Here is an 18,939-nt window from a genome sequence, read left to right as displayed (position 1 = left end):
CCACTGTGCGCGTTCCGGCCCTAGTTCTCGCCGCCGTCGTCCTCGCCGGCCTCACCCCGGTGCCGCCCGCGCTGGCCGCGGACCGGGCCCCGGCGGCCGACCCCGTCGCGGACCGGTACCAGGTCGCCCTGCTCACGGGCGACGCCGTGGACGTGACCGTGCTGCGCGACGGCCGCACGGCGACCATGGTCCGCCCCGGGCCCGGCCGGGAGCACGTCGGGTTCGTGACGAGGGCCCCGCGCGGCGGCCCGGTGACCGTCACGCCCGCCGACGCCGAGCAGCCGGTCTCCGCCGGGCTCCTGGACCGGCGGCTGTTCGAGGTGGCGGCGCTGCGGGAGGCCGGGGCTGCCACCGCCGTACCGCTGATCGTGACCGGGATGCCGGGCCTGGCCGGGGCCGACCGGAGCCTGGCCGGCGGGGCCGCGCAGACCTTCCGGGCCGCGCCGGCGGGACTGTGGCCGCAGGTGCTCGCCGGCGGGCCGGGGCGGGTCTGGCTCGACGGCCGGTCCCGGGTCGCCGACGCGGCCAGCAACACCCAGATCGGGGTACCCGTCGCCCGCGCCCGCGGCCTCACCGGCGCCGGCGTGCGGGTGGCCGTGCTCGACACCGGATACGACGCGGGCCATCCGGACCTGGCGGGCAGGGTGACCGCGGCGCGCGACTTCACCGCGGACCCGGCCGGCCCCGTCGACGGGCACGGGCACGGCACCCACGTGGCGGGGATCGTCGCCGGTACCCATCAAGGGTTTCCCGGGGTGGCTCCGGGGGTGGATCTGCTGGTGGGCAAGGTGTGCGACAACGCCGGGTCGTGTCAGGACTCGGCGGTCATCGCGGGCATGGAATGGGCGGCGGCCCAGGGCGCGCGGGTGGTGAACCTGAGCCTGACCGGCCAGCCGACCGACGGCTCCGACCCGCTGTCGCAGGCGGTGAACAGGCTGTCGGGCGGCTCCGGGCCGCTGTTCGTCGCGGCGGCCGGCAACACGGGCGGCAGGTCGACGGTCGGCACGCCGGCCGTCGCGGACCGGGCCCTCGCCGTCGGCTCCGTCGGCCCCACGGACCAGCTCAGCTACTTCTCCAACCGGGGGCCGCGGCTGGCCGACGCGGCCGTCAAGCCGGACCTGACCGCGCCGGGCGAGGGCATCGTCGCGGCCCGGGCCGCCGGCACGTCGATGGGCTCACCGGTCAGCGCGCTGCGCACGGCGGCCTCGGGCACCTCGATGGCCGCCCCGCACGTCACCGGCTCCGCCGCGCTGCTCGCCCAGGCGCACCCCGGCTGGACCGCCGAGCAGCTCAAGGCGGCGCTGACCAGCTCGGCCGTCCCCAACGGCCTGGACGTCTACGGCCAGGGCGCCGGCCGGCTGGACGTGGGCCGCGCCGTCACCGCCACCGTGTCGGCCACCTCCGGCGCGGTGAGCTTCGGGTCCTTCGCTCAGCCCTATCCGACCGGCCAGCGCGCCGTCACCCTCACCTACCGCAACGACGGCCCGACGCCCGCGCCCCTGACCCTGAGCCTCGTCGGCAGCGGAGTCCCGGGCCTGTGGCGGCTCAGCGAGGGCGCGGTGTTCGTGCCCGCCCACGGCCAGGCCAGCGTGCGACTCCTGCTCGAACCCGGGCTGCTCGGCCCGGCCGGGGACTACACCGCCCGGGTCACCGCGAACCTCGACGGCCAGCCGGTGGCGCGGACGGCGGCGGCCCTGACCGCGACCGCGCCGCAGCACCAGCTCACCGTGCGGCTCGTCGACCGCGACGGCCGGCCGGCGGCCGGAAACCTCGGGCAGGTCGTCAGCCTGTACGAGGACGAGACCGGTGCGACCCCGGCGATCACCCTCCGCGACGGGGTGGGCACGGCGACCCTGCCGGCGGGCCGGTACAGCGTGACCGCGTGGATCCGCACCCCGAAGGCCGGCGAGCCCGGCCGGGCCGGCTCCGGCACCGTCGTGCACCAGCTCCCGGTCCCGCTCGACGGGCCGCGCGAGGTGGTCCTCGACGCCAGGACCGGCAACCTCGCCGCCGTCGGCACCGACCGGCCCGGCACCACGCAGCGCTACGCCAGCGTGGACCTGATGCTCACCTCGAGAGCCGGCTCCCCGCTGACCATGAGCCTCGGCCTCAACGGCGCGGAACCCGTGTACGCCGCCCCGGTCGGCGCCGCCCGGCCCGGCAGCCTCACCGCCGGCCTCAACGCGATCCTCACCGGACCCGGCGTCGCCTACCACGTGGCCACCCCCTACGGCGACGGCGTGCCCGCCGACCCCCGGGTCCGGGTCCGCGACGCCGACCTCGGCCGGGTGGACAGCCGGTACCGGGCCCAGGGCGCACCGGCCCTCGGCTCGCGCGGGGCGAACCCGTTCTACCTGCCCGGACAACAGGGGGCCAGCGGCGGGTACGCGACCCTGCCGCTGCCCGGCCGGCGCACCGAGTACTACACCACCGCCGTCACCTGGTACCGCACCCTCTACCAGCGCGCGGCCGACGTGCCGGAACTGCGCGACCTGGACGGGGAGGTGTCGGCCGTACCGGTCCGGTACGCCCCCGGCGACGCCGGACCGGAGGAGTGGAACCGGGCCGCGTTCGGGCCGGAACTGCTGACCTCCGCCCTCAACAACGGCGTGCACCGGTACGGCGACACCCTGCAGGTGATGACGAACATGGTCGCCCCGGCCGAGGCCGGACACAGCGCGAACAGCTACAACCAGTTCGGCTACCTGTCCGGCACCACCACGCTCACCGACGGCGGCGCCGTCCTCGGCACCAGCCCCCTGGCCGGGTTCGGGCAGTTCAACCTGCCGGCGGAGCGGCGCAGGTACACCCTGGACATCAGCACCCGGCGGGACAACGCCTGGTCGCGGCTGAGCACCCGGGTCGACAGCCGATGGAGCTTCACCAGCCAGCGGGGCGAGCACCCCGCCCTCATGACGATCCGCCCCACCGGCGACCTCGACGACCTCAACACCGCATCCGGGTACTCCTGGTTCACCCTCGACCTGACCGTCCAGCACGCCCCGACCGGGCCGGCGGCCACCGTACGCGAGGTCCGCGCGGAGATGTCCACCGACGACGGGGCGACCTGGCGGCAGGTCTGGGTACTCGGCGGCACCGGCTCGGCCTGGCAGGCCGTGCTGTTCCACCCGAACGCGAACACCGGGACCGGGTACGTGTCGCTGCGGCTGGGGGCGACGGACGCCAACGGGGACAGCGTCCAGACCACGACTATCCGGGCGTATCGGCTGGGGTGACCATCCGCCGGGCCCGGGACCTGGGTCTCCGCCCGGCCGTGGTCCTGGGCCTCCGATCTGTCCGACTGGTGTGACCGGCCCGAGCGGCTCTCCCGGGGCGCGTGTGTCGGGTAGCCGAACCTGGGTCTCCCCGCGCGCCCTACGTCTCCACAATGGAACGACGGGGCCACGGCACTCGGGAGGGTCGCGACATGAGTTCGACGACGAGATTCAACACGACCCTCACCGGCATGGCCATCGCCACCGTCGGCTACTTCCTGCCGGGCCTGTACGCCGTGCGGTTCAGCCCGCCGCCCCAGTCGCCGTACGAGACCGTCGTGCTGAGCGACCTCGAAGGGTTCCAGACCTTCGGCACCGCCCGCGAGGTCGGGTTCGGCGGTCTGGGCGCCCCGGTCAGCTTCCGGCTGTCGGTGATCGCGTTCCTCGTCGCCGGTGTCCTGAGCCTCGTCGCGGTCAACCGGACGGACAAGGGCACCGAGGCGGCCACCCGCTGGGCCCGGTACCTGCGGTTCGCCGCACTGGGCGGCCTGTGCGTCGTCGCGGCCCAGTTCCTCTGGATCTTCCAGCACGACGTGCCCGAGAGCACCCGGGCCCAGTTCGTCGCGGACCTGGGCGGCGGCCCCGGCCCGCTCGAAGCGGCCCGCCACCTGTCCCCGCAGCTCAACTTCGGCGCCTACATCCTGCTGTTCGGCCTCCTGGTGATCCTCGCCGGCATTTTCCCCCGGATCGGCTTCGTCCTGGTCGGGATCGGATTCCTCGCCGGCGTCACCGCCCTGAGCCTCGCCCTCCCCGTGGACGGCGACCCGTGGCGGATCGTCAAGGTGATCGGCTCCATCCTGGGCACGCTCCTGGCCGTCAGCATCGTGGGCTACGTCGTGACGTACAAGATGAACCTGCTCTTCAGGGTGCTCGGCGCCCTGGCCACCCTCCTGATCACGCTGTACGGGCTGCTCACCATCGCGCAGGGCAGCGGCACCGAGTTCGGCCGGCGCTTCGCCGGGCCGGACGGCGTCATGTCCATCACGATGGACGGCCACGACGCTCCGTCGTGGGTCTACCTGACGATCGGTGTCATCGTGACAGCCTTCGGCCTCCTGCTGCTGGCCACGGCGGTGCGCTCGGTGATCCGCAACTGGTCGGAGACCGACCCGCCGGACGACGACTACACCGTCGAGCAGGCCGGCTACGACCAGTGGAAGCGGGACCACCCGGGCTGAGCGGGCCCGGCCGGGCGTCGACCTCGGCCTGCCACCGGTCACGCGTGGCTGCCGACCGTCACCTCGCCGACGGTCAACTCCGGCGTGCCGCCCGCGATCACGCCGATCCGCTCCACCTGGTCGTCGAGCTCGCGGAGCTGGCGCGCGGACAGGGCGCTGAAGGGTTCGACGGTGACGGCGAGCCTGCGGCCGGCCCGGCGCAGATGCCAGATCCCGGCCACCACGCCGTCCACGAGGAGGGTCGCCTTCGTGCCGGCCTGGCCACCGTCGAGCGCGCGTTCGGCCGCCCTGCCGGGGAATACCCGCTGACGCGGATGGCAACCGATGACGTAGGCGTCGAAGTACGGCAACAGGCGCACGCCGCTCGGCGGTCCGTCGGGCACCGCGGTGTCCCCGGCGCCCACCCACGCGGGTGAGCCGTCCACAGTGACCTGTTCCAGCTCGTCGGCGAGCCGGTCGAACAGGTCGGCCGCCCAGGTCCTCGGCACCGCCAGCCACTGCGCGAACTGCTGCGACGTGGCCGGCCCGTACCCGTGCAGGAAGCGGCGGACCACCTCGGCGAGTGCCGTGTCCGGGTCGGCCGGTCGGAAGCCGGGGAGCCAGCGCTGCGGGGAGGTGTAGGTCGTCCTGCGGCCCCGGTTCGGGCCGAAGCACAGGGCACCCTGGTGCGCGGCGGTCGCGATGGCCTGCCGCCAGCGGGGCCACATGCCCTGGAACGCGGGCATGACCAGGTCGCCGGCCCACGACCCGGTGCGGGCGACGACCGCGTCCCCCAGCTCGTCGGCGGTCAGCTCGTCGTGGGCCAGCGCCGCGCCGATCGCCGCTACCACCTCGGAGGTCTGGGCCCCGGTCAGGCGCACGTCAGCGGGGAACCGGGCCGCCTGCGAGGGCATGGCGCCGAGCGCGGCGGTCCAGATCGGCAGGTCGGCGGTCGGCAGCAGGTGCACGGTGCCGCGCGGCCCGTACGTCTTCACGAGCGACCGTCCGGTCCACAGCGCCTCGCGGACCGCCGCCGCCGTCATCCCCTCGACCCGTACGCCCACCGACAGCTCCGCAGCCGACATCACCTGCGCGTGCGCGCCGCACAGGACGCCGACGAGTTCGGCCAGCCGCGCGGCCGGGACCGGCCCGCCCAACCCGTGTCGGGACAGTCGCCGGGCACACACCTCGGACCACGTCATCTCCATGCAGCCCATGGTGCACGTCATTGAGGTCGGAAGCTGGCCGCAATCGACCGCCGGGCCTACAGGCCCCGTTCGCGGAACGAGCGTCGCCGCCGGAAGCACCAGACGGATCGCGGGAGGCGCCGGGCCGGGCAGGTGGAGAACGAGATCCGCCCGGCCGGCGGCGAGGCCACCTACGTCAGGGCGGACGTGCGGTCGGAGGACGACGTCGTTCGACCCGGTCCGCTGGTCTGAGAAATGTCGGACCCCTGGGGCAGGATCTCCGGTATGGGACTTCAGCTTGTTGTCGACTGCGGTGACCCGGGTCGGCTGGTCGACTTCTGGGCGGCCGCGCTGGGCTATCGGGTGCAGGATCCGCCGGAGGGGCACGCCACCTGGCGGGACTTCTACCTGAGCGTGGGCGTGCCCGCGGCGGAGCTCGGTGAGGGTGAGTGCGCCGACCGGATCGTCGATCCGGCCGGCGCCGGGCCGGCTGTCTGGTTCCAGATCGTGCCGGAGCGCAAGACGCTCAAGAACCGGCTGCACCTCGACGTGTTGGTGGGTGGTGGCCGGTCGGTCCCGGTGGAGGTGCGCCGCCAACGGGTCGACGACGAGGTGGAGCGGCTGACGGGGCTCGGCGCCACTGTGCTGTCGAGGCACGACGGCGACTCCGCCGGCCACTACGGCGTGACGATGGCGGATCCGGAGGGCAACGAGTTCTGCGTCGCGTGACGCGAAGCCGGCAGCCTCGGTGAGCGACCAGGTCGACTCGTGGTCGACGCCCGACGCGGGCCGGTGCCGGGTGACGCGGGGGCCGCCGCATCATCGGACGTCCGGCCCGCGGGCCCTACTGGGTGGGGATCGTCATCACGGGCAGGCGGGCTGGTGCGTTGCGCGGGTCGGCGACCGTGAGCCCGTTCCACAGCGTGACCGCCGCGGTGAAGTGGGCGCTGACGCCGGCGTTGCTGACCTCCGCCAGCGGTACCAGTGTCACGTCGGTCTTGTTGGCGCTGCGGCTCCAGCCCCAGCGGACCGATCCGACGTAGCGGCTCTGCCGGGCGCCGGGCTGCCCGTACTCGAACAGCACCGCTGTCTCGAAGTCCATGCCGAGGAGGTCGAAGGCGACCGGCGTGCTCGGGTTGTCGCGCAGCGTGGCCCGGGCTGTGACCCCGACCGCGTACGGGGACGGCAGGACCAACGCGTTCCCGCCCGTGCCTTCGGTCCTGGTGGTGAACAGCGGGACGTGCTCGGAGATCCGCTGCTGTGCGTATCGCGGATCGAGGCTGGTGACCGCCGCGGCCTTCGCCCGGCCCGCGTGGCTCACCTTGAACGCGTCGAGGGACTGCTGGGCCTGGCACGCCGCCAGCTCCGCGGCCAGCGCGCCGGTGGGGTCGCCGGCCTGGATCAGCGCCGGCAGTGCGGCGATGCGGGACCGCAGGGTCTCCGCGCGGGCCTCGGAGATCGCGCGGTAGCTCGCGTCCCCCTGGGCCTGCCACTCCATGTCCAGGGCCCACCCGGCCGAAGGGCCGGCCGTCACGGAGCGGTCCCGGAAACCGACGTTGCCCTGCGCGCCGACGCCGATACCGGCCACCGTGTCCCGGACGATCTGGATGAGGTGGAAGTGCCAGGGGGTGCCGTTCGGGTCGATCGCCTTGCACCGCACCACGTTCGGCTTGAAGACGAGGACCATCTTCGCGCCGGGGGCCTGGCCGGTGTCGGGAAGGTAGGGGTCGGTGGTGATCGTGCCGCCGAGGATCTCAACCATGGTGGGCGCCTTCCGGTTGGGGATGCCTCGCAGCGTATCGAGGGAGACCGCCGCGTTTCCCGGTTCGCGTGGTCGCGATTCGGACAGCGCGGCCGGCGACGCGCGGCCGCCGCGCCGGAGCCCCGCCGCCGCGCCGCCGCCGCAGCCCCGCGGCCGGCGGGCGGGCCGGGCCGCTATCGCAGCACGGCGACGAGTTCGGCGATCGCCACGACGAGGCCGGTCAACGCCGTGACGATGCGGGTGAGCTGGCAGAGGGTGAGCCCGCGACGACGTCCCCGAGGTGGATCGGGACGGCGGGCAGGGTGGACCGGCACGCTCATGGCGAGGTCCCTTCTGTGGCGCGGGATGGTGGTGGCCGGGTTCGGCGCCCGGCGCGAGCCGTGCGCTGTGCGGTGGACCTCCGGTGCTCCCGGGAGTGCCGCCGGTACGCGGGCGAACGGGGGAACGGGTGGGCGCGGCCGTGGATCGCAGGTGCGTCGGGGTCATGCCTGGGGCCACGGGAACTGGACGGTCGAATCCGTCCGGAACACCGCCCGCAGGTGGCGGAGGGCCCTTCGCTCGTCGAACGGGAAGTGGTGTGTCCGGTGCAGCTCGCCGACCGCGCGTTCGGCGAGGCTCGCCCACAGGCCGAGGAACGCCGGCGGTATGCCGGGGTCGGGGACTGTTCGCTCGTCGGGGAGCGGCGCTGTCAGGGTCAGGACCTTGTCGCCCATCTGGCGGAGGATCTCGTCGACCCGTGACCGGGCGGTCCGCATGATCCCGATGTCCTCGCCCCTGGACCGACTCGTGTGTTCGAGCTGCTGTCTCATGTCGGCGGACCATTCGATGAGCTCGTCGGACGGTCGGAGGTTGATGACGAAGGATGTCCGCCTGCTCCTGGCCGCTGAGGCGATCAGCGTCGCGGTCGACGCCGCGTCGTCGTCCCCGGCGTCGGCGGCCCACACCCGCTCCCGTCCGATGTCACTGGCGGTGATGTAGGTGCGCACGACCTCGAGCCGGTCCCGCCTGCGGTGCGGCTCCTCCCACCGGTGGGTCAGGTGCGTGAAGATGCGCGATGCCACGAAGGAGACGTGGCTGTAGTCGTAGTGGAAGGCCCGCCCGAGCAGTGACGCGACGTCCGCCGACCCGCACCAGTGGCCGCCGAGAACGGCGATGGATCTCGGCAGTCCCGGCAGCGGCGCTTCCGCGGACTGGCGGTTGGCGAAGAATCGTGGAACGTAGACGGACAGTGGGCGGCGTTCGGGATCGCTGTCGCATCGGGCGCTCTGCACGCTGGCGCCGAACCACGCCAGTTCGCGTTCGAGAATCGTCTCCAGGTGTCGCTTCGTGGCCGGGGAGTTCGGCGCCCCGGTGACGGGCTCGAGGCTCACCACATCGGCGTAGTGGAGACGACGGTCAGGCTCGTCCCCCTCCCAGCGCGGCCGGACGGTGACGGTGAAGGAGCCGTCCGCGAGGACCTTGTCGGTGATCCACGCCGTGGCCGACGGCGGCTCCAGCGGCAGGGCCCGCGCGGCCCTGGCGACCTCGATCTCCTGCCGCTCCAGGTGGTCGAGGTGGACGAGGAGGCTGGTGAGACCTTCGAGGTGACCCGAGATCGTCAGCAACCGGAGTCGGGGAATGTGCAACGCGTCGCCGATGCGGACGAGTTCGTCGATGGTCGGCTCCTGGTGGCCGCCGAGGATCTGCTGGACCTTCGCCTTGCTGTAGCCAGCGCGCCTGGCCAGTTCCTCGCGGGTCATCGAACTGGCGACTCGACGCAGCTCCTGACACCAGGGAGTGTCGATGCGTGCCGCTCTTGAGGCATTTGTGGACATGAATCAACCGTAAGGCGCGACGGTGGCATCTCCACAGACACATACCAGCATCGTGGTACGGCGTTCCCGCGCGACGGCACCGCCAGCGCGCACCGTGCCGGGACCACGGCACCGGGTACGCGGCCGAACGGCCCGACGGTGTGGAAGCGTCGAGAACGAGGCTGCCGGGGCGCGGGCGGCTCGTCGGGGGCGGCGGGCGTGAAAGGCCAAACCCTGTTCCGGGTACTCGTGGAGTCACGCACCGTCCGCCGCGCGCCGGTGGCGGGAGCGACGGAGCCCGGGGTCGAACACCGTGGCGCTGACGGCGACCCCGAGCAGCGCGATCGCCATGTCCTTCTGCGCGTCCCACATGTCGCCCTGCTGCCCGTTGTACGCCTCGGCCAGCTCCGGCGGCGCGAGCAGCGACACGCCCCATTCGAGGAGTTCGTACAGCGCCCCGGTGGCGGTCACGAGGGTGATCGCGCCGAGCGCGGCCCAGACGGCGGGCCAGCGCAGCGCCTCCCGGAGGTACCGGCACAGCACCGGTCCGAGGCACAGACCGTAGGCGAGGTGCACGAGACGGTCGAAGTGGTTGCGCTGCCAGCCCAGGGCGTCGGACAGCCGGAAGCCGAGGAGCGCGTCGGTCCAGTTGTCGTAGGGCACGGAGGAGTAGAGCCAGCGGGCGGCGACCGTGTGCAGGGCGAGGAACGCGAGGACCAGCAGGAACGACGACCGGAGCAGGGGCCGGCGGCGCTGTACCCAGAACAGCAGCCCGAGGCCGAGCACCGTGAGCGAGTGGTGCAGAGCCTGCTCGACCGGCCACGGGGGCCGCCACCAGGTGGCCGCGAACAGGAGGGCGAACGCGATCAGTGCACCTCGACGCATGCCGTCCAGTGTGTCGCGCCGCCGCCAGGGGGCGGGTGCCCCGCGACGCGTTCGAGACCGGAAAGCCCCTCGTCCGTGACGGGGCACCCCGGCGACGTCCGTGCCACTACTATCCGACCGGTGCGGATCTTGTTCACCTTCATCGGCGGCAGCGGCCACTTCCACCCGCTGGTCCCGATCGCCCGTGCCGCCGAGGCGGCCGGACACACCGTGGCCGTGGCCGGCAGCGGAGTCATGTTCGCCACGATCGAGGCGGCCGGGTTCACCGCGTTCGCCACCAGCCCGGTCCGGCCCAGGAGCACGCCGGACCACGGACCGCTGGAGCCCAGCGACCCGGCGGAGGAGGAGCGGAACCTGCGGGAGGGCTTCGCCGGCACCGGTGCCCGGCGGCACGCCGCGGTGCTGCCCGGCATCGTCGAGCAGTGGCGTCCCGACCTGGTGGTCCGCGACGAGGTCGACTTCGGCGCCGCGATCGTCGCCGAGCTGCACGACCTGCCCTGTGCGACCGTGCTGGTCCTGGCGGCGGGGACGTTCCTGCGCCCGGAGACCGTCGCCGAGCCGCTGCACGCGTTGCGGGCCGAGCTCGGCCTGCCGTTCGATCCGGAACTGGCCATGCTGGAGCGGGGGCTGGTGCTGTCGCCGTTCGCGCCGAGCTTTCGCAGTCCGGCCGCGCCGCTGCCGTCGACGACGTTCTCCTACCGGACCACCGGCGGTGTCCCGACCCGCGCGACCGCCGCGCGGCCGACCGTCTACTTCACCCTCGGCACGATCTACACCAACCCGGACCTGCACACCCGGGTCCTCGCCGGGCTGCGGGACCTGCCCGCCGACATCGTCGTGACCGTCGGCGAGCACATCGATCCCGCGGGGTTCGGTCCGCAGCCCGCCCACGTGCGGATCGAACGGTTCATCCCGCAGGACGAACTCCTGCCGCGCTGCGACCTCGTCGTCTCGCACGGCGGTTCGGGCAGCGTGACCGGCACCCTGGCCCACGGCCTGCCGGCGGTCCTGCTGCCGATGGGCGCCGACCAGCCGCACAACGCGGCGCGCTGCGTCGAACTCGGCGTCGGGCGGGCGATCGACCCGGTCACCGCGACCCCGGACGACGTGCGCGACACGGTCTCGGCGGTGCTCGCCGATCCCGCCCACCGCCTGGCCGCGGCCCGGATCCAGGCGGAGATCGGCACCCTGCCGGGGGTCGCGGCCACCGTCGCCGCGCTCGAGCGCCTGCGCGGCTGACGGGGCACGTGCGGGCCGCTCGGCGGGGGCCGTGCCGCCGACGATCGACGTGACGGTGATCGACGACAGCCCCGGAGATCAGCCCTCGAACGCCGGGAACAGCCCCAGCCCGGGCGCGTCCCACTCCTTCGTCAGCTCCAGCAACATCCCGGTGGTCGCGGCCACCGCCGGCAGCTCCCCGGCAGCTGTGAGCTCGTCGGCCAGCAGCCGCCACCGGTGGGTCAGGAGCTGCCGGGCCGTCGGGGACCGGCGCACCTTGTGCATCGGCCGGTCGGCGTCGAGTGTGGAGGGCAGCAGCCAGTCGGTCACGGTCAGGGTCCAGGCGGCCACCGCCCGACGCACCCCTGGCCCCCACACGCTGTCGTCGGCCAGCTCGGGGTGGCCCGGCACGAGCGCGGCACGGTAGGTGTTCTCGGCGCGGCGGGCCAGGTCAGGGGGCAGTCGGAACACGCACCAGCAGCTGGAGAACGGCATCCGGGCGTAGGCGGCGGTCAGGAACGCCGACGTGTACCCGGCCCCCTCGAAGTCCAGTAGCCGCAGCCCGTCCGGGGTGAGCAGGTTGTTGTCGGCGCACGTGTCCCCGGGTGTGAACGCCGGGTACGCGTCGTCGGTCAGTGCCTCGAGGTCGGCCAGGTCGGCGTCGAGTCCCGGCGGCGGGGTGACACCGGCGGCGGCGAGGGTGTGGGGGAGCCTCCGGATGCTGGTCAGCAGCCAGGGGTCGCTCTCCGCGCCGGGCTCGTCCCTGTCGTACCGGGTCCGCAGCTCCGCCAGTTCCGCCCGCCGGCCGTGGGCGCGCGCCCCGAGGTCGCCGAGTCCGGCGGCCCAGGCGAGTACCCCGTCGCGCGCGGCTCCCGCGTCGTCGCCGAGGAGCACGTCGGCGAGGGTGGGCCACGGGCCGAGATCGGCGAGCACGACGAGCGGGAAGTCCCGGTCCACGGCCAACAGCTCCGGCCCGGCCAACCCGAACGCCAGCCCGGTGGCCTCCGCCGTGAAACCGCCGATCGCGTGTGGGGTGTCGCCGTACGCCTTCACGACCACGGTCGCCCCGTCCGGGGTCCGGCACCGCAGGACGGTCGAACGGCTGCCACCACCCAGGTCGACGGGATCGGAGAGCGGTCGGCCGAGGGCCCGGGAGGCGGCGGCGAGAATGGTGTCCACCGCAGGATCCCAGCCCCTCGGCGGGCCGGGCGCAACCCGGTTTCCATGGCCATGAGGCCCGGGGCGGACGACGCGCGGTCCGGGCGGAATCGGTTGGCCGGGCCGGCCGGGCGATGCGATGATCGACGGCGGGTCGCTAGCTCAATGGCAGAGCATTCGACTGAGTAGCGCGTCCGCTCTCCGCCTGTGCGGTCATGGAGGCGCTTCCTTCTCCTTGTTGGATCGAAGGGTTCGGGGTTCGAATCCCCGGCGGCCCACCACACGACAACCGCCGGACGGGGGGACCACGTGCTCGAGAAGCTGATCATTCAGAGGACCCTGCGGGTACCGGCCGGCACGGGCCCGACGGGCGACGGCACCCCGGTGGCCCGGCAGCTGGACGCGGCGCTGCTGGACGTCGGGTTCTCGGCGTCGCGGGCGCTGCTGGAGCACATCGGCGGCCTGGCCCCCGGACCGGCGCTGGACCTGGCCGCCACGGTCGTCGCGGCGGTGCGCGAGCTGGTCGGCGACCACGTCCAGCACAACGCCTACTTCATCGGCTTCCCGCACGCCGTACCGGACACCCTCGAGTTCTGGACGGACCGGCTGCGCGCGGCCGTGCTCGCCGGTTCGGGCACGGCGACCGACGCGCGGCTGCGCGACCTCCTCGCCTCGGGCGGGGTGAACCTGCTCGACCTGCCCGGCTACGGGACCTACCAGCACACCTACGCCGACCTGCTGGCCGCGCACGACGACCTGATCACCGGCGCCGGCGACCGGTTGACGCTGCTGCGGCTCGGCGACCCGACCGACGTGGAGGCCGAGCGCCTCTACCTGGCCCTGGCCGGGAGCACCACGCCACTCGGCGAGGCGGACCTGGCCATCCTCGGCGAGCTCGCGGTCGCCCGCCTCGACGGCGCGCAGCCGACCGGGATCCCGGTCCGGGAGAACCGCGCGGTACTCAACGGGATCCGGCTCGTCCTCGGCCGCCCGCTGATCGGCGTGGACACCACGACCGACGTGCTGCGCCTGGCCTGCCAGGTCTCCGACGGGGACGCCGCGCTCCTCACGCCCACCCGGATGCGCGCCTTCCGCCGCCCGGAACGGCGGGTGCTGCTGGCCGCCCTCGACGAGGTGGTCCGGGCCGACCCGCGCAAGCTCGGTGACGTCGCGCGCCACGCCGAGCGGTGGAAGCGGCTCGGCGAACGGCTGCACCCGCACGAGTACCCCCAGTGGCCGCACGCCCGGCAGGTGTTCGCCGTCGCACGGGGCGAGCGGCGGGCGCCGGGTCTCGCCGGCCGCGCGGAGTCGGCGATCCGCGCCGCGGACATCGGCACGGCCGCGACCGTGCTGTCGGCCGCGCCGGGCCTGCTCCTGCGGTCCGCGGACCGGCTGCTGCGGCTGGCGTCGGCCGCAGAGCGCGCCACCGTCACCGGCGCCGTCACCGGTGCCCTCGGCTCGGCGTCGGGGCGGGTGCTGCTCTCGCTGCGCGAGCATGTCGACAACCGGCTGACGCCCGCGTCCGCCCGGATGTACGCCAGCCGCTCGCGCTCCGCGTGGGTCGGCCCCGACGAGCGGCCCGCGCTGCCGGCGGAGCTGATCGCCGAGCTGTCCGCCCTGCTCGACGACCGGATCGGCGCCCGGCTGCCGGAGCTGGACCGGCCGCTGCTGGTGGACCCGGCGGTGCTCGACGTCGCGCTGCCGCTGTCCGGCAGGGCGGCCGAGGGCGGCTTCGCCGTGCTGCCGAGGGGTTCGCGGGCGTCGGTCTCCGGCGAGGTGCTGCGCTTCTTCACGTACTGGCGACAGTCCGGCCGCCGCACCGACTACGACCTGTCGGTGCTGCTGCTCGACGACGAGTTCCGCGGCGCCGGCCAGGTGTCCTGGACGAACCTGCGCCACCAGGGCCTGGTGCACTCCGGCGACGTCACCGACGCGAGGAACGGCGCGACGGAGTTCATCGACGTGCCACGGGCCGTCGACGCGCGCTACGTGGTGCCGCAGGTCAACATCTACTCGGGCGAGTCGTTCGACGAGGTCGCCGAGTCGATGTTCGGGTACCAGGTCCGCGCGCCGGACCAGGCGGGCGCCCCGTTCGACGCGCGGACCGTGCGGGCGCGCTCGCAGCTGCGCGGCCGGGGTCGGGTGGCGTTGCCGATGGTGTTCGTGCACGGCGAGCACGGATGGCAGGCCGTCTGGCTGCACCTGTACCTGGGGGGAACGCCGTCGTTCAACAGGGTGGAGGACAACACCTTCACCACGGCCGACCGGGTACGGGCGCTGATGGAGCGGCGGCACCTCACCGTGTCCTACCTCGTGGACCGGTGGCGCGCCCGCGCCGAGGTGACGACCTGGGACGGGAACCGGCCGGACGGACCGGTGGTGTTCGTCGGCATCGCGGTGCCCGAGGACCTGCCGGACGGCTCCGAGGTGTACACGCTGGACCGCCTCAGCGAACTGATCCCCGCCTGAGAGAGGCCCTCACTCACCCGGGCCGGGGGAGTGACCGGCACGCCGCGCACGTGAGTTCCTCATGCGGTCCGCACTCAGGCGTCCGGGTGGCGCGCGGTCCTCTGAGTGGGTTCTGAGTCGACTCTCAGTGGCCTCTGCGAACCTCACGAGACATCTTCAGGCCTATCGGCTTTCCGACCCGACTCCCTGGCCGCAGGTCGGGGCAACGAAGGGATCCTCAGTGATCGATGTAACCGTCACTGCTGCGCCCCGCTGCGGCTACGGTCTGGGGATGAGACCTCTCTCCGCCCAGGTGACCCGCCGGCTGTGTGCGGCCGGGCTCGGCATGCTCACCGCACTGGCGTTGGCGGTGCCCGCCCCGGCCTCGGCGGCCGAGCCGGATGTCGTGGTCCCTGCCACCATCGACGGGCCGCAGGTCACGGCCGCGCGGGTCACCGACGGGCAGCGCGCGATCATCCCCTTCGCCACCAGCCAGCCCGACCGGGTGCTCTCCGTCAACGTCACCGTCGGCGGCACCGCCCTCACCTACGTGCACCTTCGGCACCCGGGCGGGCAGGTCTACGACCTGCGGTCCTGCGGGCAGCCGTGTGACCTCAACGGGATCGGCCTGCCCGTGGTCGGCGACTACGAGCTGGTCCTGGACAACGCCGGGCAGCAGGCCTTCGTGGTCGGCCTGGTCGACATGTCCCCGGTCACCGGCACGCTGACCGTGGACGGCACTCCGTTCCCGGTCGACCTCGACCGGCCGGGCAAGGGCGCGCGGCTCACGGTACCCGGGGTCGCCGGGCACCTGCTCGGGCTCCGGCTGGAGAACGGCACCTTCGGGACCCAGCAGATGGGGCTCACGGTGACGGCCCCCGACGGCGGCTTCGTGTACTCCACCGTCAACGCGTCGAACAACGCGATGGTCGAGCCGTTCCCGCTGCCCGTCACCGGCGACTACACCCTCTGGTACCACCGGGTGTTCAGCGGCGGCGCGAACGGTTCGATCACCGTGACCGCCTACGACGTGACGCACACCGCGACCAGCGCGGCCGTCGGCGGCGCCCCGTTGCGGATCACCTCCACCACCCCGGGCCAGCACACCACGGTCACCTTCGCCGGGGTCGCCGGGCAGAAGGTGAGCGTGTGGTTGTCGGGCGGCACGCTGGCCAGCGGCGCCGCCACCGTCCGCCGGCCCGACGGGGTCGCCGTGGCGAAGGCCAACCAGCAGTGCGGCCAGACCTGCTTCTACGACACCCTCACCCTGCCCGTGACCGGTGACTACACCCTGTTCTACGACCCGCTCGGCTGGTCCACCGGGAGCATCGACCTGGCTCTGGTCGACGCCTCACCACTGCTGGTGCCCGCCTCGCCGGGCGGCCCGGCGGTCGTCGTGGCCCTTCCCCAGCCGGGCCGCGACGCGAAGGTCACCTTCACGGGTGCGGCCGGCGACCGGGTGTCGGCGGCACTGACCGGCGGCACGTTCGGTGTGGCCAAGAACGCGAAGGTCTCCGTCCTCGCGCCCGACGGCGGTGTGCTGGTCACCGCGATGAACTGCGGGGTGTCCTGCTTCATCGAGCCGGTCGTCCTGACCGTGTCCGGCGAGCACACCCTGCTGCTCGACCCGCAGACCACCAGCACCGGTCAGATCACCGCCCAGATCTACGCGGTGCCCGCCGACGTCGTCGTGACGGCCACGTCGGGCGGCCCCGGGGTCGTGGTGTCCCTCACCGGCCCGGGGCAGAGGGGTGTGGTGTCCTTCGTCGGGGTCGCGGGGCAGCAGGTCACCGTGGCGGTCACCGGGGGAACGTTCGGGGTGTCCACCAGTTACAGCCTCCGCGCGCCCGACGGAACGGTGCTGGCGACCAAGAGCTCCGCCGGGGCGACCGTGACGCTGACCCGCGTCACCCTGGGCGTGAGCGGCACGTACACGGTGCTCGTCGACCCCGGCACCACCGGGGTGGGCTCCGCGACCGTACGGGTGTGAGCCTGGGCCGGCCCGTCGGGAGCGCCCCGACGGGCCGGCCAGCTCGACGTGCGCGCCGCGCGGGACGCCGGCGGGCCCGCCATCTCCCGGGCCGCGCATACGGGACACGGGGCGACCGCGAACGGCCGGACGCGTCGCCGCCGCTGGTCAGACCGCTCGGAGCAGCTCAGTACTCCTCAACTGGTTCGCGAGGACGTTGATCTTCTGCTGGAGGGCGATCAGGGTGTCGCGGATCTCGTCGTCGGCGAGGTCCGCGACACCGTCCGCGTCGATGGACTCGATCTGCTTCGCTGAGGTCGTGATCGCACGCCGGAACCGGTGCCTGCGTTCCTGCAGCTGCGTCTCGGGGTCCGCCTCGACGGCTTCGGCGATCAGCGCCTGAGCCGTCTCGTACGCCGTGGTGACCTCCTCCGCCGTGGCCTCCTCCGGCAGTTCGGCCGGCAGGTGCTGGGCGATTCTCCTGACGGCCTCCTCGGTGAGCGCGATCTCCCCCGAGGAGATGCGGGCCTTGCCGCTCTGTGCGATCTTGCGGACGTAGTCCGCCTGGTCGGTGCGCTTGGCCTCGTCGGACACCGCCCTTCTCAGGGCGGGCATCGCGGCGATGTCCCGGGCGAACTGCGACTGGAGCTCCTGATCGTCGCCGAGCCTGTCGACCAGCGCCTTCCTGGCAGCCTCCGCCGTCCGGGCATCGCCGAGGATCGCGGTGCGCAGAGCGGTGGGGTGTTCGGCGACGCGTACCGCGTCGCCGTAGCTGGTCCCCGCTGACTCCGCCTGTTCGGCGATGCTCTCGCGGCGGTCACTGCCGCGTTCGTAGGAGGTGAAGTACTCCGACCACAGGTGCGGCTCGGGCAGTTCGATGTCGACGCCCGGCGTCAGCGCCTCGAAGTCGGGGACCACACCCGCGCCCGCGGCGCGTTCCCACGCGCGGTAGAACCTCATGACCCGGTCCCTGGAGCAGCCCGCCTTGATCGCGAAGGCGGCGATGGAGACCTTGGACGGTTGCGCGCAGGGTGCCGGGGCCGGGCCGGACTCGGACTCCGACTGCCTGTCGATGCTCCCGGGGCGGACGTTCCTGGCGACCAGGAGACCGAACAGCCAACCACCCGCCCGTACGTACCCGCCGAAGTGGTGGGCGTCCTGGTCGACCACGTCTCCGGCGGCGGGCTGTGGCTCCGACGAGGGCACGGGGTCGGCGGCGGCAGGCTGTGGCGCTGACGAGGGCACCAGGTCGGCGGGGTGAACCCCCAGCGCCGCCGCCATCAGTCCGAGCGTCGCGGGATCGCCGGCCGCGAGTTGGACGAGGTCCGGAATCGACTGCCCCAGTCCCACCGGCGGGGCGCTGGTGACGAAGGCGTCGAACCGTTCGTGGCTGACCTGGTCACCACCCGGGGAGGTGAACCCGCGCCACGAGTCCTCCTCGAGGACCCGCCGGATCAGCTCGGGAGCCGTCTCGGCCCCGGTGAGGGCGGACCGAACCGCAGAACCCAACACATCGATGACGTGGTACTCGCTCACTCGTGCTCCCTCGGCTAACAGTCGCGCAGCTCAAGGCGCATCTTAGGAGAGTGCGTCGAGCCGGTCCCCGACGTGCGACCGCCGAACTCCCTCGTGTCGCCGCGGACGTGGATCCTCCTGGACTCGGGAGGCTTGCGCTCCGGGGCGCCGGGACCTCACCGTTCGCGGCGTTTCTCAGGGGTGGTTACGATCCTCCTTTCGGATCTTGCGGGGGAGTGGAAAGTGCGGCTGGCAGTCGACCTCGGCACGTCGCACACGGTCGCCGTCGTGCGCCGCGACGGCCAACCGGTGCGGGCTCTCCTGTTCGATGGTTCGCCGATGTTGCCGTCGGGGGTGTTCATCGACCCGGCTGGTGAGTTACTCACCGGCAAGGACGCCGAACGGCTCGCGCGGACGGCGCCRGACCGGTTCGAGCCGCATCCCAAGCGTGGTGTGGACGAGGGTTTCGCGCTGCTCGGCCAGACCGAGGTGGCCGTTCCGGMTCTGTTGGCCGCGATTCTGCGTCGGGTGTCGGTGGAGGCCCGCCATGCCGGGGTCGAGCCGGCCGGGGG

At 73.4% G+C, this 18,939-nt stretch carries 13 protein-coding genes, 1 tRNA gene and 1 pseudogene; 8 read left to right on the top strand and 7 right to left on the bottom strand.

Annotation, left to right across the window (positions count from 1 at the left end; translation table 11 throughout):
* Positions 1–5: 5 nt before the first annotated feature.
* Complete coding sequence (locus PT931_RS22105; RefSeq protein ID WP_456247670.1) at positions 6–3,236, top strand: S8 family peptidase; 3,231 nt, start codon at positions 6–8, stop codon at positions 3,234–3,236.
* 191 nt (positions 3,237–3,427) lie between these two features.
* A complete protein-coding gene (locus PT931_RS22100) occupies positions 3,428–4,453 on the top strand; it encodes a hypothetical protein (RefSeq protein WP_456247669.1) in 1,026 nt (341 codons plus the stop codon).
* Positions 4,454–4,491: 38 nt separating this feature from the next.
* Here PT931_RS22100 and PT931_RS22095 read toward each other — a convergent pair whose 3' ends face one another.
* Positions 4,492–5,640 carry a winged helix DNA-binding domain-containing protein gene (locus PT931_RS22095; protein ID WP_456247668.1) on the bottom strand — a complete coding sequence of 383 codons (1,149 nt, stop codon included), beginning with the start codon at positions 5,638–5,640 and terminating at the stop codon, positions 4,492–4,494.
* 264 nt (positions 5,641–5,904) lie between these two features.
* On the opposite strand from PT931_RS22095, the gene PT931_RS22090 reads away from it, so the two are divergent.
* A complete protein-coding gene (locus tag PT931_RS22090) occupies positions 5,905–6,348 on the top strand; it encodes a VOC family protein (RefSeq protein ID WP_456247667.1) in 444 nt (147 codons plus the stop codon).
* A gap of 115 nt (positions 6,349–6,463) precedes the next feature.
* Here PT931_RS22090 and PT931_RS22085 read toward each other — a convergent pair whose 3' ends face one another.
* The 4 genes from PT931_RS22085 to PT931_RS22070 all read right to left on the bottom strand — a co-directional run bounded on the left by PT931_RS22085 (position 6,464) and on the right by PT931_RS22070 (position 10,059).
* Entirely contained in the window at positions 6,464–7,381 is a 918-nt protein-coding gene (locus PT931_RS22085; RefSeq protein WP_456247666.1) for a hypothetical protein, read from the bottom strand.
* Between the two features lie 173 nt (positions 7,382–7,554).
* Positions 7,555–7,701, bottom strand: a complete 147-nt coding sequence (locus PT931_RS22080) for a hypothetical protein (protein WP_456247665.1) — start codon at positions 7,699–7,701, stop codon at positions 7,555–7,557.
* A 162-nt stretch (positions 7,702–7,863) separates the two neighbouring features.
* Positions 7,864–9,195 carry a helix-turn-helix domain-containing protein gene (locus PT931_RS22075; RefSeq protein WP_456247664.1) on the bottom strand — a complete coding sequence of 444 codons (1,332 nt, stop codon included), beginning with the start codon at positions 9,193–9,195 and terminating at the stop codon, positions 7,864–7,866.
* A gap of 234 nt (positions 9,196–9,429) precedes the next feature.
* Complete coding sequence (locus PT931_RS22070; protein ID WP_456247663.1) at positions 9,430–10,059, bottom strand: DUF2238 domain-containing protein; 630 nt, start codon at positions 10,057–10,059, stop codon at positions 9,430–9,432.
* Positions 10,060–10,179: 120 nt separating this feature from the next.
* Here PT931_RS22070 and PT931_RS22065 point away from each other — a divergent pair, with 120 nt between their 5' ends.
* Positions 10,180–11,298: a glycosyltransferase gene (locus tag PT931_RS22065; protein WP_456247662.1), complete on the top strand. Its 1,119-nt coding sequence runs from the start codon at positions 10,180–10,182 to the stop codon at positions 11,296–11,298.
* Between the two features lie 78 nt (positions 11,299–11,376).
* Here PT931_RS22065 and PT931_RS22060 read toward each other — a convergent pair whose 3' ends face one another.
* The gene (locus tag PT931_RS22060) at positions 11,377–12,456 is read right to left on the bottom strand and encodes a hypothetical protein (RefSeq protein WP_456247661.1); all 1,080 of its coding nucleotides are present in this window, start codon (positions 12,454–12,456) and stop codon (positions 11,377–11,379) included.
* Between the two features lie 130 nt (positions 12,457–12,586).
* Between PT931_RS22060 and PT931_RS22055 the strand changes: the two genes are divergently transcribed.
* From PT931_RS22055 to PT931_RS22045, 3 genes are all read left to right on the top strand, one after another.
* Positions 12,587–12,716, top strand: a tRNA-OTHER gene (locus PT931_RS22055).
* A 28-nt stretch (positions 12,717–12,744) separates the two neighbouring features.
* The gene (locus tag PT931_RS22050; RefSeq protein WP_456247660.1) at positions 12,745–14,904 is read left to right on the top strand and encodes a hypothetical protein; all 2,160 of its coding nucleotides are present in this window, start codon (positions 12,745–12,747) and stop codon (positions 14,902–14,904) included.
* A gap of 271 nt (positions 14,905–15,175) precedes the next feature.
* Positions 15,176–16,873: a hypothetical protein gene (locus PT931_RS22045; RefSeq protein WP_456247659.1), complete on the top strand. Its 1,698-nt coding sequence runs from the start codon at positions 15,176–15,178 to the stop codon at positions 16,871–16,873.
* A 147-nt stretch (positions 16,874–17,020) separates the two neighbouring features.
* On the opposite strand, the gene PT931_RS22040 is transcribed toward PT931_RS22045, so the two are convergent.
* Positions 17,021–18,388 carry a hypothetical protein gene (locus tag PT931_RS22040; protein WP_456247658.1) on the bottom strand — a complete coding sequence of 456 codons (1,368 nt, stop codon included), beginning with the start codon at positions 18,386–18,388 and terminating at the stop codon, positions 17,021–17,023.
* Between the two features lie 222 nt (positions 18,389–18,610).
* Here PT931_RS22040 and PT931_RS22035 point away from each other — a divergent pair.
* Positions 18,611–18,939: pseudogene (locus PT931_RS22035) on the top strand (Hsp70 family protein); the annotation flags it as partial.

It is taken from the genome of Longispora urticae (genome assembly GCF_053902585.1).
This window is presented reverse-complemented; position numbering and strand designations above follow the sequence as displayed.